Annotated in this window: 21 protein-coding genes; 19 read left to right on the top strand and 2 right to left on the bottom strand. The window is 72.9% G+C overall.

Annotated features, from left to right (window positions below; translation table 11 throughout):
• Positions 1 to 10 precede the first annotated feature (10 nt).
• The 12 genes from DSM104329_RS03360 to DSM104329_RS03305 all read left to right on the top strand — a co-directional run bounded on the left by DSM104329_RS03360 (position 11) and on the right by DSM104329_RS03305 (position 12,600).
• Entirely contained in the window at positions 11 to 892 is an 882-nt protein-coding gene (locus DSM104329_RS03360; RefSeq protein ID WP_259313982.1) for a sugar phosphate isomerase/epimerase family protein, read from the top strand.
• A gap of 2 nt (positions 893 to 894) precedes the next feature.
• Entirely contained in the window at positions 895 to 1,917 is a 1,023-nt protein-coding gene (locus DSM104329_RS03355) for a thiamine pyrophosphate-dependent dehydrogenase E1 component subunit alpha (protein ID WP_259313981.1), read from the top strand.
• A 14-nt stretch (positions 1,918 to 1,931) separates the two neighbouring features.
• The gene (locus tag DSM104329_RS03350) at positions 1,932 to 2,912 is read left to right on the top strand and encodes an alpha-ketoacid dehydrogenase subunit beta (protein ID WP_259313980.1); all 981 of its coding nucleotides are present in this window, start codon (positions 1,932 to 1,934) and stop codon (positions 2,910 to 2,912) included.
• A 12-nt stretch (positions 2,913 to 2,924) separates the two neighbouring features.
• Positions 2,925 to 3,893: a thiamine pyrophosphate-dependent dehydrogenase E1 component subunit alpha gene (locus DSM104329_RS03345; protein ID WP_259313979.1), complete on the top strand. Its 969-nt coding sequence runs from the start codon at positions 2,925 to 2,927 to the stop codon at positions 3,891 to 3,893.
• On the top strand, positions 3,886 to 6,294 hold the full coding sequence (locus DSM104329_RS03340; RefSeq protein ID WP_259313978.1) for a pyruvate dehydrogenase complex E1 component subunit beta: 2,409 nt from the start codon (positions 3,886 to 3,888) through the stop codon (positions 6,292 to 6,294). Before DSM104329_RS03345 ends, DSM104329_RS03340 begins: the two co-directional genes overlap by 8 nt.
• 3 nt (positions 6,295 to 6,297) lie before the next feature.
• Positions 6,298 to 7,692: an ABC transporter substrate-binding protein gene (locus DSM104329_RS03335; RefSeq protein ID WP_259313977.1), complete on the top strand. Its 1,395-nt coding sequence runs from the start codon at positions 6,298 to 6,300 to the stop codon at positions 7,690 to 7,692.
• Complete coding sequence (locus DSM104329_RS03330) at positions 7,693 to 8,580, top strand: branched-chain amino acid ABC transporter permease (protein ID WP_259313976.1); 888 nt, start codon at positions 7,693 to 7,695, stop codon at positions 8,578 to 8,580. It begins immediately after the preceding gene.
• Positions 8,581 to 9,675, top strand: coding sequence for a branched-chain amino acid ABC transporter permease (locus DSM104329_RS03325; protein ID WP_259313975.1), 1,095 nt, complete (start codon positions 8,581 to 8,583; stop codon positions 9,673 to 9,675). It begins immediately after the preceding gene.
• Positions 9,672 to 10,436 carry an ABC transporter ATP-binding protein gene (locus DSM104329_RS03320; protein WP_259313974.1) on the top strand — a complete coding sequence of 255 codons (765 nt, stop codon included), beginning with the start codon at positions 9,672 to 9,674 and terminating at the stop codon, positions 10,434 to 10,436. Before DSM104329_RS03325 ends, DSM104329_RS03320 begins: the two co-directional genes overlap by 4 nt.
• Positions 10,433 to 11,197 carry an ABC transporter ATP-binding protein gene (locus DSM104329_RS03315; protein WP_259313973.1) on the top strand — a complete coding sequence of 255 codons (765 nt, stop codon included), beginning with the start codon at positions 10,433 to 10,435 and terminating at the stop codon, positions 11,195 to 11,197. The genes DSM104329_RS03320 and DSM104329_RS03315 overlap by 4 nt, the downstream gene beginning before the upstream one ends.
• 69 nt (positions 11,198 to 11,266) lie before the next feature.
• On the top strand, positions 11,267 to 11,800 hold the full coding sequence (locus DSM104329_RS03310) for a hypothetical protein (RefSeq protein WP_259313972.1): 534 nt from the start codon (positions 11,267 to 11,269) through the stop codon (positions 11,798 to 11,800).
• A gap of 98 nt (positions 11,801 to 11,898) precedes the next feature.
• Positions 11,899 to 12,600 (top strand): MOSC domain-containing protein, encoded by a 702-nt coding sequence (locus DSM104329_RS03305; protein ID WP_259313971.1) that lies wholly within the window; start codon positions 11,899 to 11,901, stop codon positions 12,598 to 12,600.
• A 9-nt stretch (positions 12,601 to 12,609) separates the two neighbouring features.
• Here the strand turns inward: DSM104329_RS03305 and DSM104329_RS03300 are convergent, their stop codons facing one another.
• Positions 12,610 to 13,302 (bottom strand): M14 family zinc carboxypeptidase, encoded by a 693-nt coding sequence (locus tag DSM104329_RS03300; protein ID WP_259313970.1) that lies wholly within the window; start codon positions 13,300 to 13,302, stop codon positions 12,610 to 12,612.
• Positions 13,302 to 13,700 (bottom strand): hypothetical protein, encoded by a 399-nt coding sequence (locus DSM104329_RS03295; RefSeq protein WP_259313969.1) that lies wholly within the window; start codon positions 13,698 to 13,700, stop codon positions 13,302 to 13,304. Before DSM104329_RS03295 ends, DSM104329_RS03300 begins: the two co-directional genes overlap by 1 nt.
• 124 nt (positions 13,701 to 13,824) lie before the next feature.
• On the opposite strand from DSM104329_RS03295, the gene DSM104329_RS03290 reads away from it, so the two are divergent.
• Genes DSM104329_RS03290 through DSM104329_RS03260 form a run of 7 tightly spaced genes read left to right on the top strand, consistent with a single transcriptional unit; the run spans position 13,825 to position 24,766 of the window.
• A complete protein-coding gene (locus tag DSM104329_RS03290) occupies positions 13,825 to 14,832 on the top strand; it encodes a zinc-binding dehydrogenase (RefSeq protein WP_259313968.1) in 1,008 nt (335 codons plus the stop codon).
• A complete protein-coding gene (locus DSM104329_RS03285) occupies positions 14,825 to 15,709 on the top strand; it encodes a TatD family hydrolase (protein WP_259313967.1) in 885 nt (294 codons plus the stop codon). Before DSM104329_RS03290 ends, DSM104329_RS03285 begins: the two co-directional genes overlap by 8 nt.
• Positions 15,706 to 17,055: a dihydroorotase gene (locus tag DSM104329_RS03280; RefSeq protein ID WP_326924475.1), complete on the top strand. Its 1,350-nt coding sequence runs from the start codon at positions 15,706 to 15,708 to the stop codon at positions 17,053 to 17,055. The genes DSM104329_RS03285 and DSM104329_RS03280 overlap by 4 nt, the downstream gene beginning before the upstream one ends.
• Entirely contained in the window at positions 17,052 to 18,275 is a 1,224-nt protein-coding gene (locus DSM104329_RS03275) for a Zn-dependent hydrolase (RefSeq protein ID WP_259313966.1), read from the top strand. The genes DSM104329_RS03280 and DSM104329_RS03275 overlap by 4 nt, the downstream gene beginning before the upstream one ends.
• A 46-nt stretch (positions 18,276 to 18,321) precedes the next feature.
• Positions 18,322 to 18,774, top strand: coding sequence for a hypothetical protein (locus DSM104329_RS03270; RefSeq protein ID WP_259313965.1), 453 nt, complete (start codon positions 18,322 to 18,324; stop codon positions 18,772 to 18,774).
• Positions 18,771 to 21,767: a hypothetical protein gene (locus DSM104329_RS03265; RefSeq protein ID WP_259313964.1), complete on the top strand. Its 2,997-nt coding sequence runs from the start codon at positions 18,771 to 18,773 to the stop codon at positions 21,765 to 21,767. Before DSM104329_RS03270 ends, DSM104329_RS03265 begins: the two co-directional genes overlap by 4 nt.
• Before the next feature lie 2 nt (positions 21,768 to 21,769).
• The gene (locus DSM104329_RS03260; protein ID WP_259313963.1) at positions 21,770 to 24,766 is read left to right on the top strand and encodes an Ig domain-containing protein; all 2,997 of its coding nucleotides are present in this window, start codon (positions 21,770 to 21,772) and stop codon (positions 24,764 to 24,766) included.

Raw genomic sequence — 24,766 nt, 5'->3', positions numbered from 1 at the left:
AGGAGGTCGCATGGGCGAGCGCACCGAGCTGCTCGGCTTGTATTGGACGTTGTCGGGTCCGGTCGAGGTTCACACCGGCCGTGAATGGAGCCTGTTCGACATCGCGGATCGCTGCGCGGAGGCGGAGCGTGCCGGTTTCGCCGGCATCGGCCTCTGGCATGCCGACCTCGAGCACATCCTCGAGACCCGCACGCTGAGCGACCTCAAGGCCCTGCTCGACGACCACGGCCTCACGCAGCTCGAGCTCGAGTTCCTGCAGGACTGGTTCGTGGATCCCGGCGACGAGCGGCGCATCGCGTCCGACGCGACCCGCCGCCTGCTCTTCGACGCGGCGGAGGTCCTCGGGCCGCACCACATCAAGGTCGGCAACATCCCCGGCACGCCGTGCGAGCCCGCCAAGCTGGCCGAGCGCTTCGCCGAGCTGTGCGCCGACGCCGCGACCCGCACGGACGCGCGCATCGTCTACGAGTTCATGCCCTTCGACGTCAACGTGCACGACGTCGACAGCGCGCTCGCGCTCCTCGGGACGGCGGGCGCCGGCAACGGCGCGGTGGCCGTCGACACCTGGCACATGAGCAAGCTCGGCATCGCCCCCGGCGACCTGCGCCGCTTCTCCGCGCAGCAGATCGGCTGGGTCGAGCTGTCCGACGGCCGGTTCGCCGACATGGACGATCCGATCGACGAGGTCGTCAACCACCGCCGGCTGCCAGGCGAGGGCGAGTTCGACATCCGCGGCTACGTCGAGGTATGCCGCGACATCGGCTACCCGGGCCCTTGGGGCGTCGAGGTGCTCTCCGAGGACCTGCGCAACCGCCCGATGCCCGAGATCTTCCGGCGGGCGTACGAGACGACCGCCGCCCAATTCAGCGGATCCAGCGCAGAGGTGGCCTGACCATGGCGCAGCTTGACCGAGACCGGCTGATCTGGATGTTCACGCAGATGGTGCGCATCCGCGAGTTCGAGGAGCGCGTGAAGCGCACCTTCGAGGAGCACCCCGGCGTCATCCGCGGCCACACGCACCTGGCCGACGGCGTCGAGGCGTCGATCGTGGGGTCCCTGTCAGCGCTGCGCGAATCAGACCAGGTCCTCACGACGTACCGCTGCCACGGCTACCCGATCACGCTCGGCACGCCCACGAAGGCGCTCATGGCCGAGATCTACGGCCGCGCCGACGGCATCTGCAAGGGCATCGGCGGCTCCATGCACCTCACCGACGTCAGCCGCGGCTTCCTCGGCACGTCGGGCATCGTGGGACAGGGCATCCCCCACGCGGCCGGCGCCGCCTACGCCGCGCAGATCCGCGGCGACGGCGACGTCGTCCTCAGCTTCTTCGGAGACGGCGCCTCCAAGCAGGGCTCCTTCCACGAGACGCTCAACATCGCGTCGCTGTGGAAGCTGCCCGTCGTCTTCGTGATGGAGAACAACGGATACAACGTCGTCACCCAGTCGCATCAGGAGGACGCCAACGCCGCCGCAGGCCAGGACCTGTCGGTCAAGGCGGCGGCGTACGCGATGCCCGGTGTGACCATCGACGGCGGCGACCCCGTGACGGTCCACGAGACCGTCTCGGCCGCCGTGCAGCGCGCTCGGGCGGGCGAGGGCCCCACCTTGGTGGAGTCCAAGATCTACCGCCTCTCCGCACACGGGAACATCATCGCCCCGCCCGGCGTGCCGCTGCACTTCCCCGAGCACGAGGCCATCGAGGTCTTCGGCGACCCGGAGCAGTACGAGGCGGCCAAGCGCGGCGACCCGGTGCCGCGCTTCCGCGGCCGCCTGGTCAACGACGGCGTCCTCGGCCCCGACGACGCCGAGCGCATCGCCCAGGAGGCGCGCGACGAGATGCAGGAGGCCGTGACGTTCGGTCTCGAGAGCCCGATGCCGGCCGACGACGAGGCGCTCGCCTACGTCTGGGCCTAGAGGAGTGCCCGACCATGCCGCGTGAGCTTCCCTACATCGTCGCCATCAACGAGGCCATCCACCTGGAGATGGCGCGCGACGAGGACGTCCTGTACTTCGGCCAGAACATGGCGACGACGGAGAACGAGGACTTCGTCAAGGCCTTCGGCAAGGACCGCGTCCGCGTCACGCCGATCTCCGAGACCGCCGAGATCGGCCTCGCGGTCGGCGCCGCCCTCGCCGGCAAGCGCCCCGTCGTCGAGCTCTACATGGCCGAGTTCATGCTCGTCGCCATGGACCAGGTGACGAACGAGGGCAACCGCTTCCGCGCGATGAGCGGCGGCCAGGTCACCGTGCCGCTCGTGCTCAAGGCGGGCTACGGGTTCGCCGCGGGCTGGGCCGGCCAGCACACGGGCGTGCTGACGAACCTGTTCATGGGCGTGCCCGGCCTGAAGGTCGCGGTGCCCTCCACCGCCGCGGACGCGAAGGGCCTGATGGCCACCGCGATCCGTGACGACAACCCGGTCGTCTACCTGCACCACTACCTGCTCACGCTCGAGCACGGCGACGTGCCCGAGGGCGAGCATCTCGTGCCGTTCGGCGAGGCCGCGATCCGCCGCTCCGGCGGCGACGTCACGATCGTCGCCACCGGCTGGATGGTCGACCGGAGCCTTGCCGCCGCGGACACGCTCGCCGGGGAGGGCATCAAAGCCGAGATCATCGACCCCCGCACGGTCGCCCCGCTGGACACGAAGACGATCCTCGAGTCCGTCGAGCGCACCGGCCGCCTCGTGCTCGTCGACCAGGCGCCGCGCCACGCCGCCGCCGCGACGGTGATCGCCGGCGAGGTCGCCGAGCACGGCTTCTCGTCCCTGAAGGCGCCGATCGTCCAGGTCACCGGCCGCGACGCGACCGTCCCCTACAGCGAGCCGCTCGAGGCGTACGTCATCCCGGACGAGGAGCGCATCGCCGGCGCCGTGCGCCGGGTCCTCGGGACGTCGCCGGTGGCGGCGTAGGAACGGGCGCGCGTGAACGAGGTCCAGGGACGTGACGTGCTCGACACGATGTGGCGGATCCGCCACTTCGAGGAGCGCGTCGGCCGCCTGAAGCGAGCGGACGAGGTCCATGGCCTGATCCACTCGAGCCTGGGCCAGGAGGGCGTCGCCGCCGGCGTGTGCCGTCAGCTGCGCGACGACGACGCCGTCTACAGCGGCCACCGCGCGCACGGGCACGCGATCGCCAAGGGCGCGCCGATGGACCGCGTCATGGCCGAGCTCATGGGCCGCGACGACGGCCTCTGCCATGGGCTGGGCGGCTCGATGCACCTGGTCGACGTCGAGCACGGCCTGATGGGCGCGACCGGCGTCGTGGGCGGCAACGTCCCGATCGCCCTGGGCAGCGCGCTGGCGGCCCAGCTGCGCGGCGACGATGCGGTGGCCGTCGTGTTCTTCGGCGACGGCGCCGTGCAGGCCGGCCACTTCAACGAGACGATCAACCTGGCGACGCTCTGGGGCTCGCCGCTCATCCTCGTCTGCGAGAACAACGGCTTCGCCGAGTTCACGCTGCGCTCGGCCCACACCGTCGTCGAGCGGGTCAGCGACGTCGTCGCGCCGTACGGGCTGACGCGCGAGACCATCGACGGCAACGACGTCCTCGCGGTGTGGGACGCGTTCGGCCGCTTCCTCGAGGCGGCGCGCCGCGGCGCCGGCCCACTCCTGCTCGAGTGCCTCACCCACCGGCTGAGCGGCCACTACGAGGGCGACCCGGCGAAGTACCGCGAGGCGATCGCCCAGGACGAGTGGCAGCAGGTCGACCCGATCCTGCGCCTGCAGCGTCACGGCATCGGCGCCGGCTGGTTCGGCTCCGATGAGGCGGCGGCCATCGAGGCCGGCGCCGTCGCGCAGGTGGAGGCCGCGGTCGCCTTCGCGCGCGAGAGCCCGTGGCCCGACGAGGCGCTGATCGCCGAGATGGTCTACGCGGGGGCCGTCGATGCCTGAGACGACCTACGTCAAGGCGATAACCGGCGCGCTCGCACGCGCGATGCGTGACGATCCGCACGTGTTCGTCCTGGGGGAGGACGTCGCCGAGGGCGGTCCCTACACGACCACCGCCGGCCTGGCGGAGGAGTTCGGACGCCATCGCGTGCGCGACACGCCGATCAGCGAGGCGGCCATCACCGGCGTGGCCATCGGCGCCGCCCAGTCGGGTCTGCGGCCCGTGCTGGAGATCATGTTCATCGACTTCATCACGCTGGCGCTCGACCAGCTCGCCAACGCCGCGGCCAAGGCGCACGCGATGTCGGGCGGGCAGCTGTCGGTGCCGATGGTCCTGCGCACCCAGGGCGGAGCGGGCCAGCGCGGCGCCGCGCAGCACTCGCAGAGCCTGGAGAGCTGGCTCACGCACGTGCCCGGGCTGAAGGTGGTCATGCCGAGCAGCGCCGCCGACGCGGCCGGCCTGCTCGCCAGCGCGATCGCCGACCCGGACCCGGTCGTCTTCATCGAGAACAAGGCGCTGTACTTCCGGCGCGAGGACGTCCCCGAGACGCCCGAGCCGGTGCCGATCGGCCGCGCGCGCATCGTGCGCCCCGGTCGCGACGTCTCGATCGTCGCGCTGTCGCGCATGGTCCCGGAGGCGCTGGAGGCGGCGGACCGGCTTGCGCGCGACGGCATCGAGGCCGAGGTGATCGACCCGCGGACGCTGGTCCCGCTCGATCTCGACACGATCGTGGAGTCCGTACGACGGACCAACCACCTCGTGATCGCCCACGAGGCGGTCGTGCACGGGGGCTTCGGCGCGGAGATCGCCGCGCTGGTCTGCGAGGAGGCGTTCGACGAGCTGGACGCCCCGATCGAGCGGGTGGGCGCGCCGTTCGCGCCGATCCCGCTCAGCCCGCCGCTCGAGGACGCCTGCGTCCCCGGAAGCGACGACGTCCACGCGGCCGTCGAGGCCGCGCTGGGCAGGGACCACGGGCGCCGCGCCGCGGCGCGCAAGGCACGAGGAGGAGGCGCGATGAGGAAGGGTCCCGGGTTCACCCGGCTCCGATCCGCGCTCGCGGCCATGGTGCTGCTGCTCACGACGAGCCTGGCACTGGCGGCCTGCGGCGGCGGCAACGGCTCCAGCACGAGCACCGGCACGGCCGCGGGCACCGCGACGTCGACGGGTGCCGGCACGGGCGCGTCGACGACGGCGAGCACGGGTGCGTCGACGACCGCCGGCACCGGCGGCGGGTCCAAGTGCGGCGCCGGCAACGGCCAGAAGGCCTCGGGTGCACCCGTCAAGATCGGCTCGATCAACACGAAGCAGCCCGGCACGGACTTCACCGACATCTCGACGATGGCGAAGGCGTACTTCGACTGCGTCAACGACAACGGCGGCATCAACGGCCGGCCGGTCGAGTACGTCGTCGAGACCGAGCAGACGGACCCGGGCCAGGTCGCGTCGCTCGCCAAGAAGCTCATCAACAGCGACAAGGTCGTCGCGCTCGTCGGGAACACGTCGCTGATCGACTGCGCGGTGAACCACAAGTTCTACGAGGCTCAGGGCTTCTACGTCATCGACTCCGGCATCGCGCCCGAGTGCTACACGACGTCCAACAGCGCCCCCGTCAACATGGGCCCGCGCTACAGCTCGGACGGCGCCGCCCAGGCGCTGATCAAGCAGAAGGTCAAGAAGATCGTCTTCGACCAGGCCAACGTGCCTGGCACGGAGTACGTCGACGCCGGAGTGAAGGCCGTCGTCGGCGCTGCCGGACTCCCGTACGAGAGCGTCAAGGACAACGTTCCGATCCAGGACGCCAACTCGATCGCCCTCAAGCTGGTGCAGGCCGCCGGCGACGGGGGCGGCGTCGTCCTGAACTTCACGCCTCCCGAGGCGCTGAAGATCCTCCAGGCCGCGCAGCAGCAGGGGCTGCAGGACCGCGTCAAGTGGGCCTGCTCCACGCCGTGCAACACCGACTTCCTCGCCGAGGCGCTGGGGTCGGAGTGGGAGAACAAGCTGTTCGTCAACGCGGAGCTCAACCTGATCGACGCGCAGGCACCGGACAGCGCGCTGTACCGCCAGGTCCGTGAGAAGTACGCCCCGAAGGTCCCGCTGGGCTCGTTCAGCCAGATGGGGTTCCTCGAGGCGCGCATCGCCACGGAAGCACTGAGGGGCATCCAGGGGGACATCACGCCGAAGACCGCCAACGACGCCTTCCGGGGCGTCAAGGACTTCAAGACGGACATCGTCTGCAAGCCCTGGTACTACGGCAAGGCCCCGCTGCACATCCCGAACAACACCGACCGGACGGTGACCCCCCGCAGCGGCAGGATGGTCGAGCAGGAGAACTGCTTCCCCATCTCCGACGCGGACCCGGACATCGCCAAGGTGCGCCAGATCGAACAGGAACAGGGGTTGTGATCCATGTCTGAGGGGAAGACGTCCTCGCCCTCCGCGAGGACCCGCTCGGTCGTTGCCATCGTCGCGCTGCTGCTGGTCTCGGGCCTCGTGCTCGCGGCCTGCGGCGGCGGAGGCGACAGCTCGACCGGTACCGCCGCGGCGACGTCCGCGAGCACCACCGCCGCGTCGACGCAGACACCGCCGGCGGACACGACGGCATCGACGACCGCCGCCACGGGCGGGGAGTCGAAGTGCGGTCTGGGCAACGGTCAGAAGGCCACGGGCGAGCCGATCAAGCTCGGCGCGATCGTGACCAAGCAGCCGGGCACGGACTTCACGGACGGGCCGAACATGTCGAAGGCGTTCTACGACTGCGTCAACGACAACGGCGGCATCAACGGCCGCCCGATCCAGTACATCATCGAGCCGGAGCAGACCGACCCCGGTCAGGTCGCCTCGCTGGCCAAGAAGCTCGTGGAGAGCGACAAGGTCCTCGGCATCTTCGGCGGCTTCTCGCTGATCGACTGCGCCGTGAACCACAAGTTCTACGAGGCCAACGGCTACTACGTGACGAACGCCGGCATCGCGCCGGAGTGCTGGAGCACGCCGAACAGCGCGGCGATCAACATGGGCCCGCGCTACAGCTCGGACGGCGCCACGCAGGCGCTCATCAAGCAGGGCGTCAAGAAGCTCGTCTTCATCCAGTCCAACGTCCCGGGCACCGGCTACATCGAGGCCGGCCCCAAGGCGGTCGCCAAGGCGGCGAACGTCCCGATCGTCAGCCTCAAGGAGAACGTGCCGATCCAGGACGCCAACTCGGTGGCCCTCAAGGTCGTGCAGCAGGCCGGTGACGGCGGCGGCGTCGTGCTGAACTTCACGCCTCCCGAGGCGCTGAAGATCCTCCAGGCCGCACAGCAGCAGGGCCTGCAGGACCGCGTGAAGTGGGGCTGCTCGACCCCGTGCAACACCGACTTCCTGGCCGAGGCGCTGGGGTCGGACTGGGAGAACAAGCTGTTCGTCAACGCGGAGCTCAACGTCACCGACGCCCAGGGCCCCGACACGGCGCTCTACAACAAGGTCCGCGAGCAGTACGGCTCGAAGATCCCGCTGGGCTCGTTCAGCCAGATGGGCTTCCTGCTGGCCAAGATCGCGACGGACCAGATGCTGAAGATCAAGGGTCCGATCACGCAGGAGAGCGTCAACAAGGCGATCCTCGCGACGAAGGACTACAAGACGGACATCATCTGCAAGCCGTGGTACTACGGCAAGGCGCCGATGCACATCCCGAACAACACGGACTACACCACCACGCCGAAGGATGGCAAGATGGTGATCCAGGAAGGTTGCACGGAGATCTCGGACGCTGACCCGGATATCGCTCGGGCGAGGCAGATCGAGAAGGAGCAGGGGATCGGGTAGATGCCGAGTTGGCAGGACTTCCAGCCCTTCATCGTTACCGGCTTGGCGCTGGGCGGGGTGTATTCCTTGTCTGGTGTCGGGATGGTGGTGCTGTATCGGGCCACCGGTGTGTTGAACCTGGCGTTCGGCGCGGTCGGGGCGTTCGGCGCGTTCCTGGCGTGGTCGCTGATCAACGATCATGGGTGGCCGGAGGGGGTCTCGTACCTGGTGTGCGTGCTCTTCGGCGGCGTGGTGACGTTGGCGTATGGGATGGCGTTCGGTCCGCCGTTGGCGGGTCGCGATCCGCTGGTCAAGGCGGTCGCGACGCTGGGCCTGGCGCTGATCCTGTTGGGGGCCATGTCCTGGATCTGGAGCGACAAGGCGCGTTCCATGGTTCTGCCGACGACCAAGCACGGCTTCAGCGTCGGAGACGTGCTGGTCAACTACACGCAGGTCATCGGGTTGGCGCTCGGGGTCGCGGTGACGGTGGTGACGGCCGCGTTCCTGCGGTTCTCGAAGCTGGGGACCGCGATGCGGGCGTTGGCCGATGACCGGGAGATCACCGCCGCGCTCGGCGTGCCCGTGCGGCGCGTCGAGGCGGCGGCCTGGCTGGGCTCCGGACTGTTGTCCGGAGCGGCCGGGCTGTTGTTCTCCAATCTCGTCGGGCTCGACGCGGCGACGTTGACGTTCCTGGTCATCTCGTCGGTGGCGGCGGCGTTGATCGCGCGGCTGCGGTCGTTGTTCATGACGTTGGCCGCCGGGATGTTCATCGGGCTGGTCAACGCGCTGGCCACGCCGATCCTGTCGATCTCGCAGTACCGCGACATGGCGCCGTTCGTGATCGCCACGATCGCGCTGCTGTTCCTGTCGCGTCACGGGACGCTGTCGACGGCCAAGGGAGCGCGGTAGATGAGCGCGGTCCGAACCCAGAGCGCTCCAGGACCGGGGGCGGGGCCGGTGGCGGGGCAGCGCCAGATCCGGCGGGGGCTGCAGCGCCGCGAGCAGATCCAGCTGATGGTCACCGGCGTGCTGATCCTGTTCGTGCTGGTGGCGCTGCCGCAGATCCTCAGCGTCTACTGGATCACGGTGTGCACCGCGGTGGCCTACATCTCGGTGGTCTCACTGGGGCTGAACCTGTTGATGGGCCGCGTCGGGCTCGTCTCGCTGGGCCAGATCGCGGTGCTGGCCATGGGCGCCTGGATCGCCTGCAAGCTGTCGTTCTCGACCGGCTTGCCGTTCCCTCTGGTGCTGTTGTGCACCGGCCTGCTGACGATGGTGCTCGGCACCCTCGTCGGGCTGCCCGCGCTGCGCCTCAGCGGCCTGTATCTCGCGCTGATCACGCTGATGCTGGCCGGCGCGATCACCGTCGCGCTGCGCACGATGCAGTTCCCCAACGGCGGCCCCGGATTTCTCGGCAACGACCCGAGCTCCAGCAACGCGGTGCGGCGCCCGGCGATCGCGACCAGCGACCCCGCGTTCTTCCGTTACACCGTGGTCGTCTGCGTGATCATGTTCGCGCTCGCGCTCTGGCACGTGCGCGGCAAGGCCGGCCACGCCTGGGCCGCGATCCGCCAGAGCGAACCCGCCGCGCTGGCCGCCGGCGTGAACATCACGCTCTACAAGATGTGGGCGTTCGCGCTGGCCTCGTTCATGACCGGCATCGCCGGCGGCCTGCTGGCCGCCGACGTCAGCCGCCTGTACGCGATCTCGTTCCCCACGAGCAACTCGATCGTGCTGCTCGCCGTCGTGCTCATGGGCGGCATCTACAGCCTCTGGGGCGCGATCGTGGCCGGCATCTTCTACTCGCTGCTGCCCGCCCTGCTCAACAACTGGGGACTGCCCGCCGACCTGCTGACCATCCTCTTCGGGGTCGGCGTCATCCAGGTCCTGCTCACCGCCCCCGGCGGCCTGGCCCAGCAGTTCCCGCGCGACATGAGGCGGCTGGCCGGATTGATCGCCGCGCTGTTCAGACGCGGCGCCCCCGCGGGCAGGAAGCCGACATGATCACGATCACCGACCTCGTCGTGCGCTTCGGCGGCGTGACCCCGCTCGACGGGGTCAACGTCACGTTCGCCCCCGGCACCTGCGGGCTCATCGGCCCCAACGGTGCCGGCAAGACGACGTTCTTCAACGTCCTGTCGGGCTTCGTCACCCCGGCATCCGGGAGGATCGAGGCGTTCGGCGAGGACCTGCTGTCGATGACGCACTTCCGCCGCGCGCGCTGGGGCCTGCGGCGCACCTTTCAGACCGAGCAGGCCATCGAGGAGCTGACCGTGGCCAACAACGTCGGCATGGTCCTGGACCACGCCCACGACGGCGGTCACGGCTCGCGCAGCGAGGAGATCGTCCGCGCGATGGACTTCGTCGGCCTCGACGTCGCGCCCGACGTGAAGGTCGGCACGCTCGGCGCCCGCCAGCGCCGCCTCGTCGAGGTCGCCCGCGCCATCGTCGGCAAACCACGCATCGTGCTGCTCGACGAGCCCGCCGCCGGCCTGCCCGACGAGGAGACCGAGCACCTCGGCCGCGTCATCCAGAGCATTCCCGAGAACACGGGCGCGCTGGTCATCCTCGTCGACCACGACATGAGCCTCGTCTCGGCCTGCTGCGAGAACACCTCGGTGCTCGACTTCGGCAAGATGATCGCGTCGGGGCCGACCGCCAAGGTGCTGCGCGACCCGCACGTCATGCGCGCCTACCTCGGCACCGAGGACGTGGACACCGCCGACGCCGGCACATCGACCGAGCACGGCGAGGTGGTCCGGTGAGCACCACGACCCCGACCGCCACCGACACCCAGCTGGCCCTGCACGACATCACCGTCGACCGCGGCACCGGCCCGGTCGTCCGCGGCGTCGACATCACCATCCCCCCCGGCGAGGTCACCGCCCTGATGGGCCCCAACGGTGCCGGCAAATCCAGCCTCGTGCTCGCCATCGGCGGCGTCCTCAAAGCCCACGGCTCCGTCAAGCTCGCCAACCGCGAACTGCTCAACAAACGCCCCGAACGCATCCGCCAGGCCGGCATCGCGATCGTCCCCGAAGGCCGACGCCTCCTGCCCGAGCTCACCGTCGCCGACAACCTCCAGGTCGCCTGCTACGCCCTGTCATCCACCGACGCCAAAGCCGGCGTCGCCCACGCCCTCGAGCTCTTCCCCGAACTCGAGAAACGCATGAACCTCCCCGCACGATCGCTGTCGGGCGGCGAGCAGCAGATGCTCGTCCTCGCCCAGGCCCTCGTCTCCGCGCCGACGTTCATGCTCATCGACGAGCTCTCCCTGGGCCTCGCCCCCGTCGTCGTCAAGCGCCTGATCCCCACCATCCGCACCATCGCCGAAACCGGCGTCGGCGTCCTGCTCATCGAGCAGTTCGCGACGGTGGCCCTCGAGCTCGCCAACCACGCCTACATCATGGACCGCGGCCGCATCCGCTACACCGGCACCGCCGACGAGCTCAAGAACAACCCCGAGCTCCTCCAGACCTCCTACCTTCTCAGCGGCGAGGCCGCCCAGCCGGGCCGATCCTCGTGACGGCCCTGGCCGTTTGTTCGATCACGATCGTTTGATCGGTCCGTCTCGTCCTCGGTAGGTTGGCCGGCCATGAACCGGTTCACCAAGATCTCAGGTCGTGGGGCCGTCGCGCTCGCCGCTGCAGGCGCGGCCGCCGCCGGGGCCACACCCGCCGCGGTCGCCGCCACGGCCCCGCCGAGCAAGGTCGGCACGACCCTGACCGTCCAGGGTCTCGGCGCGCTGCGGCTCGGCGTGAAGCCCGCGCAGGTGAGCGCGCTCCTGGGCAAGCCGGCACGCATCGTCGGGCGCACCGTCAACGGCACCGTCATCCAGATCTACCGCTACCCGCGCTACGGCCTCAAGGTCGTGTTCGGCGGCCCGTCCGCGGCGGCGCTCGGGGTCGACGAGGTGAGCGTCGCCTCGCGCCGGTACCGCATGGTCGACACCGGCCTGCGGGTCGGGGCCGCGCTCGCGACGGTGAAGAAGGCCTACCCCCAGGGCAGGTGCGCGTCGAGCACGCCCGGCGGCAGGACGGTCATCTGCACGGACAACGGCGGCGAGGGCGGCATCAACTTCGTCCTGCGCAACGGCAAGCGGGTCTCGTCGATCTACGTCGACGGCTGACGTTCAGCCGCGCGCCGACGACCCGGAGGCGGCGCGGGCCGTCGTGAGCGCGGTCGTGCGGCGCCTCGCGGCCTCGCCGTGGCGCATAGGATCGCGGCGTGACCGAACAGGTGCTGGGACGGGTCGCCGGGCTCTGGCGCTACCCGGTCAAGTCGATGGCGGGGGAGCCGCTCGAGACCGCGGAGGTCGACTGGCACGGGTTGGCCGGCGACCGGCGCTGGGCGTTCGTCCAAGACGATCTCGTGCGCAGCAACTTCCCGTGGCTGACGATCCGCGAGCGGGCCGAGATGGCTCACTTCCGGCCTCTGTTCGAGGACCCGGAGCGGCCGGAGGCGTCGCGCACGCTGGTGCGCACGCCGTCGGGCGAGGAGATCGACGTCGCCGACCCGGCGCTCGGCGACCGGCTCGGCGGAGGCGTGCGCGTCATCAAGCAGAACCGCGGGACGTTCGACACGATGCCGCTCTCGCTGATCGGCGCCCGGTCGATCGCGACGCTCGGCGAACGGGTCGGCATGACGCTCGAGGCGCGGCGCTTCCGGCCGAACGTGCTCGTCGACGCGGACGCGTTCGCCGAGGACGAATGGGTCGGGTCGACGCTGCGGATCGGCTCGATGCGGGTGCGCGTCGACCAGCGCGACCAGCGCTGCGTGATGGTCAACGTCGACCCGGACACGACCGAGCGCGATCCGCGCGTGCTGCGCACGATCGCCCAGGAGCGCGACACGTGCCTCGGCGTCTACGGCACGATCGTCGAGCCCGGGCGGATCGCGCTCGGCGACCCGATCGTGCTCGACGGCTGAGCGCCGTGGTCAGCCCTCGCGCGCGAGGGTGAGGACCGCGTTCGCGTGACGCCGGGCCGCGCGCGGGCTCAAGGATCCGCCCGGCAGCTCGACGACGAACGCCGTGGAACGCGGGAACGCGTGGTTCTGCCAGCCGGTGAAGACGCCGGGCAGGTCCCCGTAGCGACGGAACGGGAGGCCGGCGAGCTGCGCGTAGCGGCGCTCGATGCGCCGGTCGCCGCCGGAGTCGTCAACGAGCGCGGCGTGCTGGTGGTACCAGATGGTGATCGCCGGACGGACGCGCCGCACGAGGCGCAGCAGCGCCCGCGTCTCGGGCTCCGAGCGCGGGTGCGGGCCGGCGTGGAAGGGACTGCTGGGCGGGCCGATCGGCCGCCAGCGCCAGGGCGCGTTGCGGTTGAGATCCACCCCGCGGGCGTTGCGGCGCGTGCCGGCCCGGCAGCCGTCGGGATTCGCGCGGTCGACGAGCCACAGCGCGGTGCCGGTGGGCGGGTCGGCGCGCCGCAGGCGCCGCGTCACCGCGATGCCGGCCGGCTCGTCGCCGTGCACGCAGGCGAGCACGAGGACGGTCCGCGGCGCGGTGCGCTCGCCGACGATCGCAGCGCGGATCGGGACGCCGCGCACGGAGCGCCCGACGACCTCGTCATGGATGGCGGCAGGCGCCCCCACCCCCAGTGCCGCGGCGATCAGCGCCGCGGCCAGCACTACTCGGCCTGGCGGCCCAGCAGCGCTACGAAGCGGTCGACGCGATGGCGGTCGTCCTCGCTCAGCGGCCGCGCGGCCTCGACGAGCAGGGTCATCGGCCCGCGCTCGCGCGCCCAGTCGCGCGCCTGGTCGCTGAACGTCCCCGCGACCCACACGAGCGGCAGCGACCCGGCGTAGGCGATCACGGTGCGCTCCTGCTCGGCGGGCGTGCGCTCGGCGCGCAGGACGGACACGGCCACGAGGTCGAGCGCGTGGGCGACCGCATCGATCGCCTCCAGGCCGCCGTCGTCGACCTGCAGCGCCATCTCGCCCTCCCGCAGCATCGCCGTGGTCCAGCCGGGCGGGGCGTCGTCGAGCACCGCCGGCACGCACACGAGCCGGTAGAGGGGGTCGTTCACGCCCGGCACGCTACCTCACCACGTCCGGCCGCCCCCGTCCTGCGGTGCGGCGGCGAACGTCGGACCTACGACCTCCTGGTGATGAGTTGGATATCCGGTCGGCCGATTTGAGAGGCTGCCGCCCATGGATGCCACCGCCCTCTGGATCCCGCGGCAAGGGCACGCCGAGCTACGACCCGACACCGCTGCGGATCCGGCGCCCCACGAGATCCGCGTCAGGGCGATCGCCTCGGGGATCAGCACCGGCACGGAGCTGGTCCTGTACCACGGGCTCGGCCCCGCGGGCCAGGCGATGACGCCGTCGACGTGCGAGGGACGCTGGGACCTGCCGGTCAAGTACGGCTACCAGAGCGTCGGGCGCGTGATCGACGCGGGCCGCGACTCGGGCTACCGCGAGGGCGAGCTCGTCTTCTGCCGCTACCCCCACCAGGACGTCTACACGATCGACGCCACGGACCCCGAGCTCGTCTACCGGATCCCCGAGTTCGACCCGCCCGAGATCGGCGTGCTCGGCAACAACGCCGACGTCGCGCTCACCGCGCTGCTCGACGTCCCGGTGCGCCTCGGCGACGTGGTCGTCGTCGTCGGCCTCGGCATCGTCGGCATGTTCTGCGCGCTGCTCGCACGCCGCACCGCGGGCACGCTCGTCGTCGTCGACCCGTTCGAGTACCGGCGCGACATCGCGCTGCGCCTCGGCGCGGACGTGGCGGTGCACCCCGACGACGCCGCGGCGGCGGTCGCGGAGGCCAGCGAGGGCCGGGGCAGCGACGTCAGCATCGAGGCCAGCGGCGCCGCATCGGGTCTGCAGCTGGCGATCGACGTCAGCGGGCTGGAGGCGGACGTGTGCGTCGTCGGCTGGTACGGCGCCAAGCAGATCCCGCTCGTCCTGGCGCCGCAGTTCTACTCGCAGCGCCTGAAGCTGGTCAGCTCGAGCGTCCTGTATGCCGGCTCGGGGCTGCAGCCGCGGTGGGACCTCGGGCGCAAGCTCCAGGCGGCGCTCGACCTGCTGCCGAGCATGCATCCCGAGGAGATGATCAGCCACCGGATCCCGTTCGCGCAGGCCCCGGACGCGTTCACGCTCCTCGACGAGCACCTCGACCAGACCCTGGCGGTGATCCTCACCTATGAGTGAAGATCGGACGGGGGCCCGCCCCACGCCGGCAGCGAGAACCAGCCCACCCTGGAGCGCACGGGCCGGCATCGGCACCCGTGACCGCGCGGACGCCCACTGCCATCTCGACGCCCTCTCGCCCGAGGAGCTCGCGTCGGGGCTCGAAGGGGCGCGGGCCGCGGGGATCGGGCTGCTCGTCACGGTCGCCATGGACGTCGAGACGTCGACGCGCGCGGTGCAGATCGCCGAGGCCGAGGACGGCGTGTACGCGGGCGTCGGGCTGCACCCTTGGCTGGCGCAGGACCACCCGGACGGCCCTCCGGTGGACGCGCTGCGCGACCTCGCGCGCAGCGGCCGCGTCGTGGCGATCGGCGAGATCGGCCTCGACTTCGTGGGCAACTCCTGGCGCAACCTCTCCTACGAGGACCCGGAGCTGCGCCGCATCCAGGAGGCCGCGTTCCGCCGCCAGCTGCAGCTCGCCCAGGAGCTCGAGCTGCCGGTGATCCTGCACAGCCGCGGCGCGCACGAGCCGACGACGCGGATCCTCGCCGAGGAGGAGATGGGGCGCCTCGGCGGCTGCGTGCAGTTCCAGGACGGCAGCGCGGCCGACGTCGAGCGCTACACGGAGCTGAACTTCACGTTCTCGATCGGCTCGAGCGTCACGTATCCGGATCCCGGCGGCTGGCACGACGCCGTGCGGGCGGTGCCCGACCACGCGCTCCTGCTGGAGACCGATGCGCCGTGGCTGCCGTACGACGGCTCGGGACGATCGCGCAGCGTGCCCGCGGACCTGACGGTGGTCGCCGATACGGTCGCGCGGATCAGGGGCACCGACGCCGACTCGGTCTTCGCCACGGCCGCCGCGAACCTGCGCCGGGCGCTGCCCCGCATCGGATGAGCGCCGACCTGCTCCTACGCGGCGACGTCGTCCTCGAGGACCGGATCGTCGCCGGCGGCGGGGTGGCTGTCGCGGACGGGCGGATCGCCGCGATCCTCGAAGCGGGCGACGAGCTCCCGGAGGCCGCCGCCGTGCACGACCTGCGCGGCCGCTACCTGATGCCGGGCGTCGTGGACACCCACGTGCACGCCGGGAGCTTCGAGACCGAGGACCTCGCGAGCACGACCGCCAGCGCGGCCTTCGGCGGGGTCACGACGATCGTCGACATGCCCTACGACCGCACCCGGCCGGTGATGGGCGCCGAGCGGCTGGCGGAGAAGATCGAGCAGGTCCGCGCCCAGGCCATCGTCGACGTCGGCCTGTACGGGACGATGCCGAAGGTCGACGGCGTGCCGGTGCTGCGCGAGCTCGTCGACGGCGGCGTGTGCGCGTTCAAGTTCTCGCTGTACGAGTACGACGCGCACCGGTTCCCGCGCATCGCCGACGGCGACCTGCTCGCCGCGTTCGAGACGCTCGCCGGGACGGGCGTGCCGATCGTCCTGCACAACGAGCTGCAGGAGGTCGTCGAGCACCGCCTCGCCGGCCTGCTCGACGGCCGCGACGACGATGCGCTGGCCCATGGCGAGTCGCACCCGCCGGTGTCCGAGACGGCCGCGTCGGCCAAGGCGCTCGACTTCGCCTACTGGACGGGCGCCCGTCTGCACCTGGCGCACTGCACGCACCCGCACACGTTCCGGCTCATCGAGTTCTACCGGCAGCTCGGCGCCGCCGTGTCGGGCGAGACGTGCGTGCACTACCTGCTGCTGAGCGAGGGCGACGTGGCCCGGCTCGGCGCGATCGCCAAGGTCAACCCGCCGATCCGCGACGAGGCGGCGCACGAGCAGCTCTGGACGCTGCTGCGCGAGGGCCGGATCGCGACGGTCTCCACCGACCATGCGCCGTGGCCGATCGAGACCAAGCAGCGCCCGATCCTCCGCGCGTCCGCCGGGATGCCGGGCCTCGAGACCTTCCTGGCCGGCATGGTCACCGCGGGACTGCGGCGCGGCTTCCCGCTGCCGGAGCTGCTCGGGTTCCTGACGTGGCGGCCGGCCGAGGTGTTCGGCCTGGCCGACCGCAAGGGCCGGCTGGCCGTCGGCCTGGACGCCGACGTCGCGGTGTTCGACGCCCGCTCGCCGTGGACGTTCCACGCGGCCGACGCGCCGTCGGCCGCCGACTGGAGCGCCTTCGACGGCTGGTCGTTCGCCGGGCGCGTCGAGGCGACGTACGTGCGCGGGCAGCGGGTCCTGGCGGACCGGCAGGTGGTCGGCGCACCGGGCGGCGGGCGATGGCTGCGGAGAGGCGCGTGAGCGGGACGCGGCCGCGGATCGACGCGGCCCGGCTCGTCGCCGACCTGGAGACGCTCGCGCGTTTCGGCGCGACCGAGCGCGGCGGCGTGGCGCGCGTCGCCTACTCGCCGGCGGACCTCGAGGCGCGCGACTGGCTGGACGCGCAGCTCACCGGACTCGGCCTGGAGGTCCGCCGCGACCCCGTCGGTACGACGATCGCCGTCCTGGCCGGCACCGAGCCCGGCCTCGCGCCGATCGCGGTCGGGTCGCACACCGACACCGTGCCCGAGGGCGGCCGGTACGACGGCGCGCTCGGGGTGGTCGCGGCGCTGGCGTGCGCCCGCGCGATCGCGGCCGGCGGGCCGTCGCTGCGCCACCCGCTCGCGGTCGTCGACTTCGAGGCCGAGGAGGCGACGATGGGCGGTGCGACGCTCGCCAGCCGCGCCATGACCGGCGCGCTGGACGAAGCCGCGCTCGCGCGCCCCGCCTACGACGGCGCGCCGGCCGCGGAGCATCTGCGGCGGGCGGGACTGGACCCCGCGAAGGTCGCCGCCGCGGCGCTGCGGCGAGGCGCGTTCGCGGCGTTCCTCGAGCTGCACATCGAGCAGGGCGCCACGCTCGAGGCCGACGGCGTGCCGATCGCCGTCGTGCAGGGCATCGTCGGGATCCGGCGGTTCGAGGTGGCGTTCACCGGCAGCGCCGCCCACGCGGGCACGACCCCGATGCAGGACCGCGACGACGCGCTCGTCGCCGCCGCGCCCTTCGTCGTCGCCGTGCGCGACATCGCGATCGAGCAGGGCCTGGTCGGGACGGTGGGCACGCTGCGGGTCCACCCGGGGGCGCCGAGCGTCGTGCCGGGGCGGGTGGTCATGGACGTCGAGCTGCGCAGCACCGACGAGACGCGCCTCGACGCCGCCGAGGAGCAGCTCGCGCGGCGCGCGGCCGGGATGGGCGGCGAGGCGGTCCGCCTCTCGGCGAAGGCGCCCGCGCCGTTCGCGCCGCCGCTGCTCGCCATGCTCGAGGACGTCTGTCGCGCGTCCGGGCTCGAGCACCGGCGGATGTGGAGCGGGGCCGGCCACGACGCGGGCGTCCTCACCGCCATCACCGACGCGGCGATGCTCTTCGTCCCCAGCCGGGCGGGCATCAGCCACAACGCCGCCGAGTTCACCGAACCCCGCGACTGCGTGCGCGGCGCTCGGGCGCTGCTGGACTGGATCGTCGCGGTCGACGGCGCGCGCTGACGCGCAGGCGTTGCGATGCGGGGCCGCCGCCGGTTACGCTCGTCGCATGGCGTCCGAGGCCTCCGGCCTCGATCTGCGGGAGATCGCGCGGCGCATCGTCGAGGATCGACCACGCGCCGGCGGGAGCGCACGGGCCGGCACGCCGACCCTCGCCGACCTGGTCGCGGCGCGCCGGCGCCAGGACAGCACGGCGGACGACGCGCCGCCGCCGCTGCCCCGGACACCGGCCCGGCGCGCCCGGCTCGGCCGCGACCTGCGCCTGACGATCGACGGCCCGCTGCCCGGCGATGCGGTCGCCGTGCTGGTCACGCGGCGCGCGCGCTGGCAGGTCGAGCCGCGGCCGTTCGCTGACGGCGAGATCGACGTCGCGCTGCCCGAGGAGATCGGCGAGGAGGTCGTCGAGGTGTGGCTGAGCCGCAACGGCCGCGCCGCGGGTCCCGCGGTGGTGGAGCTGACCGCGGCTCTGCTCGACACGCACATGCCCGGGGCACAGGCGTGACGCAGATCAACCGGTTGTTCAGCACCTCGCCCCAGGTGGCCGAGCAGGTCATGCCCTTCAAGATGTCGATCGGCGACGACGGCCGGGCCATCACGTTCGCGCCGTTCTCGACCTTCAACGAGGGCGAGGTGGGCGTCGCCGTCTCGACCGCGTCGGTGCACCGCATCGGCCAGACGGTGCTGCTGCACCGCATCGCCCTGGCCGACGGCACGGCGTTCCCGTACGCCGTGGCGCTGCGCCCCGATGCCGGCCTGGACCCCGCGGTCCGCGCCGAGCCGCTGGACCCGAGGACCGGCAGCGCCGTCGGCCACGCCCAGCCGGTCGACGTGTACGTCCGGCCCGTGTACGTCGACGTCGTCGCCGGGCAGGGGTCGATGCTGGTCTTCCTCGTGCCCGCCCTGACCGCCGCCGGGAATTGGGCCGCGGCGCAGGACATGGTCACTCGAGTCCTGGAGCTCGGCGACGGCGAGGCCGACGGCTCGATGCCCCTGCGCGTCGCCACCAACCGGCTGCAGATCACGGCCGCCGCCCCGGGCCCAGTGCACGTCGGGCGCCGGTTCGGCCTGCCGTTCACCATCGCGGTGCCGCCACAGGAGGGGGCAGGCGGCGTGGGAGCGGCCTGGGCGCGCCACCCGGAGCTGGTCTCGAGCGCCGACTTCACGACGTTCCTCGGCGATCCCACGACGCCGTCCGTCGCGCTTCTGCTGCAGCAGCCGCGGCGCCCGTTCGTCGACCGCTGGGGCCATGCCGAGCTCACGCCTCTGCCGTTCAGCGTGACGCTCCAGGCGGTCTACCTGGACGACACGTCGCCGGCCCTGCGGCTGATCGACCCGGACCGCCTCGCGCGGCGCGGCCAGTACCGGGGCGAGTCCGAGGGCTACCGCTTCCCGGAGGGGCTCGGCGACTACCTCTTCGCGCGCCGGGCCGGCAGCGCCATGCTGCGGATCAGCGAGCCCGGGCTGTTCGGGGCGGGCCTCGACTTCGCCACGGCGGACATCCCCCTGGAGATCGAGCCGATCGAGCTGATCCTCGGGCTGACCAGCCGCGGAGTCGCGAGCGACCAGATCCTCATGGAGGACGAGTGGCTCGACGACGAGGGCGTGCTCGTCGGCGGCTTCGACGTTAGGGTGAGCCTGCCCGCGATCGCGGTGCCGCCGGGCGACGCGGCCCTGGTCTACGACTCGCGGACGATGCCGGCGTACGTGTCGGCGACGGTCGACCCGGGCGAGCTGACGATCGAGACGATCGTCGTGCAGCAGCGCACCGCCCTCTCGGACCCGCCGGACCTCTTCGGCCCGGCCGGCGACAACGTGCGCCGCTCCTTCCGGATCCGCGCGCGGATCGAGGACACGTCGGTGGCGCAGTTCTGGCTGCCCGCGGACGCGGCGCCGTCGGGCGCGCAGGCCGACTACGTGGGCGACTTCGGGCAGATCGTGCGCGCCACCGGTCCGGGCTCCACGCGGCTCACCGTCGAGCTGCTGGCGATCGGCGACCCGCTCCCCGAGGAGTGCGTCGCCTACGACATGCCGCCCGCGCGCGAGCTCGAGATCGTGGTGCCCGAGCCGCTCGTCGCCAGCCTCGCGTCGTGGGAGGACAGCTGGTTCAGCGGCGCCAACGAGCTCGACTTCACCCGCCCGGAGCGGGAGGTCATCTACAAGGCCGGGACCGTGCGCGGCGCGGTGGCGCACCACCGGCCCGCCTCGCAGTCGGAGCGGATCACGCTCGAGGTCCAGCGGCCGGCGGGCGCCGACCTGCTCTACGACCTGCGCGAGGGGACGCTCGCGGTCGACGCGGAGGGCGCCATCGCCCAGGCCGTCGCCGACCTGCGGATGAGCTCCGCCGGCGGGGACAACCGCCTGGTCCTGCGGGCGTGGAAGCCGATCAACGAGGTCGTCGGCACGGGGGAGTCGGTCGCCGCCGAGACGCTCGAGGCGGTCGCGCCCGTCGCGCGCGACCTCGCCTTCGCCGCCGCGCCGGGCGATGGCGCCTCGCCGCCGCGCGTCGTGCGCCGCGAGCTGCCCGACATGACGTGGACGGCCGGGCGGGCGACCCACAGCGAGCTGCGCGCGCGCCCGCCGAGCGGCGGCACGACGACGCTGCGGGCGGACGCCACCGTGGCCTACGACGCCGAGGACGTCCGCGGCACGCGCCCCTCACTGCCCGCCGAGACCGGCACGCACCGGGTGGAGGCCGTCGCCTACAACGACTTCGCCGCGACGGCGAGCGACACGCTGACGGTTGTCGCGCCGCGACCGGAGGTCGACGTGGCGCTGAGCGTCCCCGCCGGCTTCGCGGGCCGGTACCGCAGCCCGAACCAGGTCGGCGCATCCGTGGCGCGGGTCAGCGCCGACGTGACCGTGCGCTTCGCGCTGACCCTCGAAGCGTCGGGTCCGGGGGTCGACGAGGACGACAGCCCGGATCAGCCGTTCCAGCAGCGCAGCTTCGCCTTCGACCTCCCGCCCGGCCCGGACGAGCTGGCCGTCGGCGACAACGCGTTCCGCTTCACCGGGCGCAACGAGTTCGGCTCGGGGGACCGCACGGAGGTCGTCCGCCGCCGCGACCAGGTCTACGACTTCGACCTCGTCGAGGTCTCGCTCGAGTGCCTCGACGACAACCGCTTCCTGCGCGCCGACGTCATCCTCGACGGCCAGCAGATCGACCACGTCGAGCAGTCCTTCCGCGTGTTCTGGAGCGTCGGCCCGGTGGCCGAGTCCCCCAGCCCGCTGGGGTTCGACCTGGTCAGCTTCGAGGTCCTGCGCCAGGATTCCGACGGCGACCTCGTCTCCTCCTCCTCGCCGCTGCTGGTCGGGATCAGCACGGCGGGGCTCGTGGGCCCCGACTACGAGGATCTCCTCGTCGTGATCGTCGTGTCGCCGTCGCGGGTGCTCGACCACGAGGACAACATCCCGTTCGACGGCGACACCCGCTGGCTGCGCGTCGCCCTGCGCGACTCCTCGCACGGCGACATCCCGGTCGAGGCGGTCGAGGTCTGACCATGGGCGCGCTGACGATCGAGGTGGGCGCCGCGAGCCCGGCGCAGGGCGACAGCGTCGAGGTCCGCGTCGGGGTCGACCCGGGCGACGCGAGCCTGGCGGGGCTGCGCGTGCGCGCGATCCTGCCGCCCGACGCGCTGGCCACCGGAGTGCCGGCGGCCGGCGCGCCCGACGACGCGTTCGCCGCCGCCGGCCCGTCGGCCGCCGCCGGCGCGCTCGACGTCGTGCTCTCGCCGGCCGCGCCGATCACTGCGCCGCGCGAGCTGTTCCGCGTGCCGGCGACCGTCGTGGGCCTGCGCGGGCTTCAGTACCGGCTGCGGGTGCGCGCCGACGAGGCGCTCGACGACCACGGCGTCCCCGCGGAGCTGGCCCCGGCGGCGCTGGCGCTCACCGTCGCGCCCGGCGCGCCCGCGATCCTGCCCGCGGACGTCGCGCCGGCGGAGCGGGGCTCCGCCTACGGCGCTCCGCTCCTGGCCCAGGGCGGCACGCCGCCCTACGCGTGGCGGCTCGCGGACGGCTCGGCGCTGCCCGGCGGCCTGCTGCTGCGCGACGGCGGCGTGATCGAGGGCGTGCCCACCCAGACCGGGGCGTTCCCGTTCACCGTCTCGCTCACCGACGCCGACGGCACCGCGGGCGGCCAGGCGTCGTTCTCGCTGACCGTCCTGCCCGAGGCGCCGGCGATCACGTCGGCGGACCTTCCCCGCGCCGTGCTGGGACGCGCCTACTCGGCGGCGCTCTCCGCGACCGGCGGCGCGGGCGGCCGCACGTGGACGGCGGAGGGCCTGCCGCCCGGCCTCCACGTCCAGCAGGACCGGATCGCCGGCACGGTGACCGCGGACCGGGCGGCGTGCGGCGCGCACCGGGTGACGGTCACGGCGGCCGAGACCGGGGGGACCGGCCGCTCGGCCACACGGTGGCTCGACCTCGTCGTGCTCCCCGCCGCCGAGCATCGCATCGCGGTGGACGACCCGGGGGCGCTCGTCGTCGGGCGCGACCTCCACGTCGCCCGGTTCGACGTGACGATCGGCGTCTCCGCGTACACGCCGGGCATCGACGGACCGACGCGAGAGATCCTCGAAGGGGTGCTCGAGGACCTCATGACCGACATCGTCACGGTCATGGGCGAGCCGGAGCTCCCCGGCCGGCCGGGCGACGGCCTCCCCGGCGGACCGGACCCGCGGCCGGGCCGGGACCCGCAGCCCGTCGACCCGCCGCGGCCGGGCGGCGGCGACGTCGACCCCGTCCCGGGCGACGACCGGCCGCCCGGCGGACGGCGCCCGGGCGACGAGCGCAACGACCTGCTCACGGCCCTCCTCGACGAGTACCGCACCGTCAGCGACTGGCTGCGCGACACCGTCTCGGCCGACGCGATCGTCCAGGTCTGGATCGACGACGTGCTCGTCAAGGCTCATCACCCGCGGCTCTGGGACAGGCTGCCGGGCCGCGGGCGCCGCATGCATCCGACCCGGGTCGCCGTCCACCGCCGGGCGCTGCGCCGCTCGGCCCACTTCAAGCGCGTCGACGCGCTGCTGGGCAAGGGCACGCAGCGCGCCAAGCTGCTGCACCGCGCGACCGAGCACCTCACCGCGCGCCTCGCGGCGGGCGCGCCCCCGGCGGGCCTGCACCGCGTCGGCCCGAAGCGCCGCGGCGACGCGCCGCAGCCGGCGCCCCGGTACTTCGCCGGGCCCGGCGGCCTGGGATCGGGTCCGCAGTTCGATCCGTGGGCCTCGATCCGCAGCGCGCTGGACGCGCTCGCCGACTGGACGCTGCGCTGGACCGCCCCGTTGCGGGAGGCGATCGAGGAGGGCGGCGACCGGCTGATGCTGACCGCCGGGCCGCACCGGGTCCGGGTCAGCGTCGAGCGCTGGGTGACGGTCCTCGACGCGGGCGACCCGATCGACGCGGCGTCGGCCGCCGCCGCCTCGGTGTCGGCGACGGTGCGCATCACGCCGCGCAACCCCGAGGGCTGGCCGCGGCTCGACGAGGGGCTCGTGTGGTCGAGCGGCGGGGTGGCCGACGGCTCGTCGCAGACGTTCGTCGCGAACCTCGGCGCGTCGGGCCTCGACATCGTGTGCGCGACGGCGGACGGCGTGCAGATCCTGCCCGCGACCGGAGACCCGGCCGCGCCGTACGCGCCGGCCCGGCCGTTCTCCTGCCCGCCGTCGTTCGCGCCCCGGTCGCTGGCCGCCGGCGCACAGGACGACATCGGGCGCGGCATGCTGGTGTGCGCGGGCGACGGGGAGGTCGAACTGGCCGTCAACGGCGGCGTCGGCGGCTTCGTCGGACGCCGCCTGCCGCGCCCGGCGGATGCGCCGGTCGGCGGCGTGCGGGTGGGGCCGCCGGACGCGTCCGGCTGGTCGCGCGTGCTGCTGCTTCGCGAGCGCGCCGTCGAGGTCCATGCGGGACTCGGCGCGCTGCTGCACGAGCCGCCCGGGACCCCCGCCGCGGCGGTCACGCCGGTGCGCTCGCTCGTGGCGGGTGACCGTTGCACGACCTTCGCCTGCTTCCGCGACGCGACCGGGACGGACCGGGTCGCGGTCGGGTTCCTCTACGCCGGGACCGTGGAGACGGCGGCGCTGGGGCCGGACGGCGCCCTCGCGATGCCCACCCGGCTCGCCGGCTTCGACACCATCGACCACCATCGCCAGCCGGTCGCGCTTCCGGTGACGGCGCTGGACCCGGCGGGGCCGGCGTGCCTCGTCGTCGCGCTGCGCCAGGGCCACGCGCTGGTCCCGGTCCCGCTCGCGGCCGGAGTGTCGCGGCCGGATGCGGTCCGTACCCCGCTTGCGGCGTCCCGGGTCGTCGCGGGCCCGGGCGAGGGCGGCGGCATCGTGGCGGTGTTCGAGCCGGACGGCGCCGCGTGGTGGGCGTGGTGGCCGGGAGCGGGGGCGCCGGCCACCTGGCTGCCGCTGATTGCTGACGGCGGCGTGCGCGCCGTGTCGTCCGCGGACGACGTCCTCGCGTTCTCGGTGGCGGGCGCGATCGCCGCCTTCACCTGA

It is taken from the genome of Capillimicrobium parvum (assembly GCF_021172045.1).
In the GTDB taxonomy this organism is placed as follows: domain Bacteria; phylum Actinomycetota; class Thermoleophilia; order Solirubrobacterales; family Solirubrobacteraceae; genus Capillimicrobium; species Capillimicrobium parvum.
Note: the sequence above shows the minus strand (reverse complement) of the source record. Positions and strands in the feature narration are given on the sequence as shown.

Coding starts and splice junctions, on each gene's coding strand:
- DSM104329_RS03280 (WP_326924475.1), top strand. CDS start 15,706: ATGAGCGCCGACCTGCTCCTACGCGGCGACGTCGTCCTCGAGGACCGG.
- DSM104329_RS03340 (WP_259313978.1), top strand. CDS start 3,886: ATGCCTGAGACGACCTACGTCAAGGCGATAACCGGCGCGCTCGCACGC.
- DSM104329_RS03285 (WP_259313967.1), top strand. CDS start 14,825: ATGAGTGAAGATCGGACGGGGGCCCGCCCCACGCCGGCAGCGAGAACC.
- DSM104329_RS03260 (WP_259313963.1), top strand. CDS start 21,770: ATGGGCGCGCTGACGATCGAGGTGGGCGCCGCGAGCCCGGCGCAGGGC.
- DSM104329_RS03330 (WP_259313976.1), top strand. CDS start 7,693: ATGCCGAGTTGGCAGGACTTCCAGCCCTTCATCGTTACCGGCTTGGCG.
- DSM104329_RS03320 (WP_259313974.1), top strand. CDS start 9,672: ATGATCACGATCACCGACCTCGTCGTGCGCTTCGGCGGCGTGACCCCG.
- DSM104329_RS03360 (WP_259313982.1), top strand. CDS start 11: ATGGGCGAGCGCACCGAGCTGCTCGGCTTGTATTGGACGTTGTCGGGT.
- DSM104329_RS03290 (WP_259313968.1), top strand. CDS start 13,825: ATGGATGCCACCGCCCTCTGGATCCCGCGGCAAGGGCACGCCGAGCTA.
- DSM104329_RS03350 (WP_259313980.1), top strand. CDS start 1,932: ATGCCGCGTGAGCTTCCCTACATCGTCGCCATCAACGAGGCCATCCAC.
- DSM104329_RS03355 (WP_259313981.1), top strand. CDS start 895: ATGGCGCAGCTTGACCGAGACCGGCTGATCTGGATGTTCACGCAGATG.
- DSM104329_RS03310 (WP_259313972.1), top strand. CDS start 11,267: ATGAACCGGTTCACCAAGATCTCAGGTCGTGGGGCCGTCGCGCTCGCC.
- DSM104329_RS03335 (WP_259313977.1), top strand. CDS start 6,298: ATGTCTGAGGGGAAGACGTCCTCGCCCTCCGCGAGGACCCGCTCGGTC.
- DSM104329_RS03325 (WP_259313975.1), top strand. CDS start 8,581: ATGAGCGCGGTCCGAACCCAGAGCGCTCCAGGACCGGGGGCGGGGCCG.
- DSM104329_RS03270 (WP_259313965.1), top strand. CDS start 18,322: ATGGCGTCCGAGGCCTCCGGCCTCGATCTGCGGGAGATCGCGCGGCGC.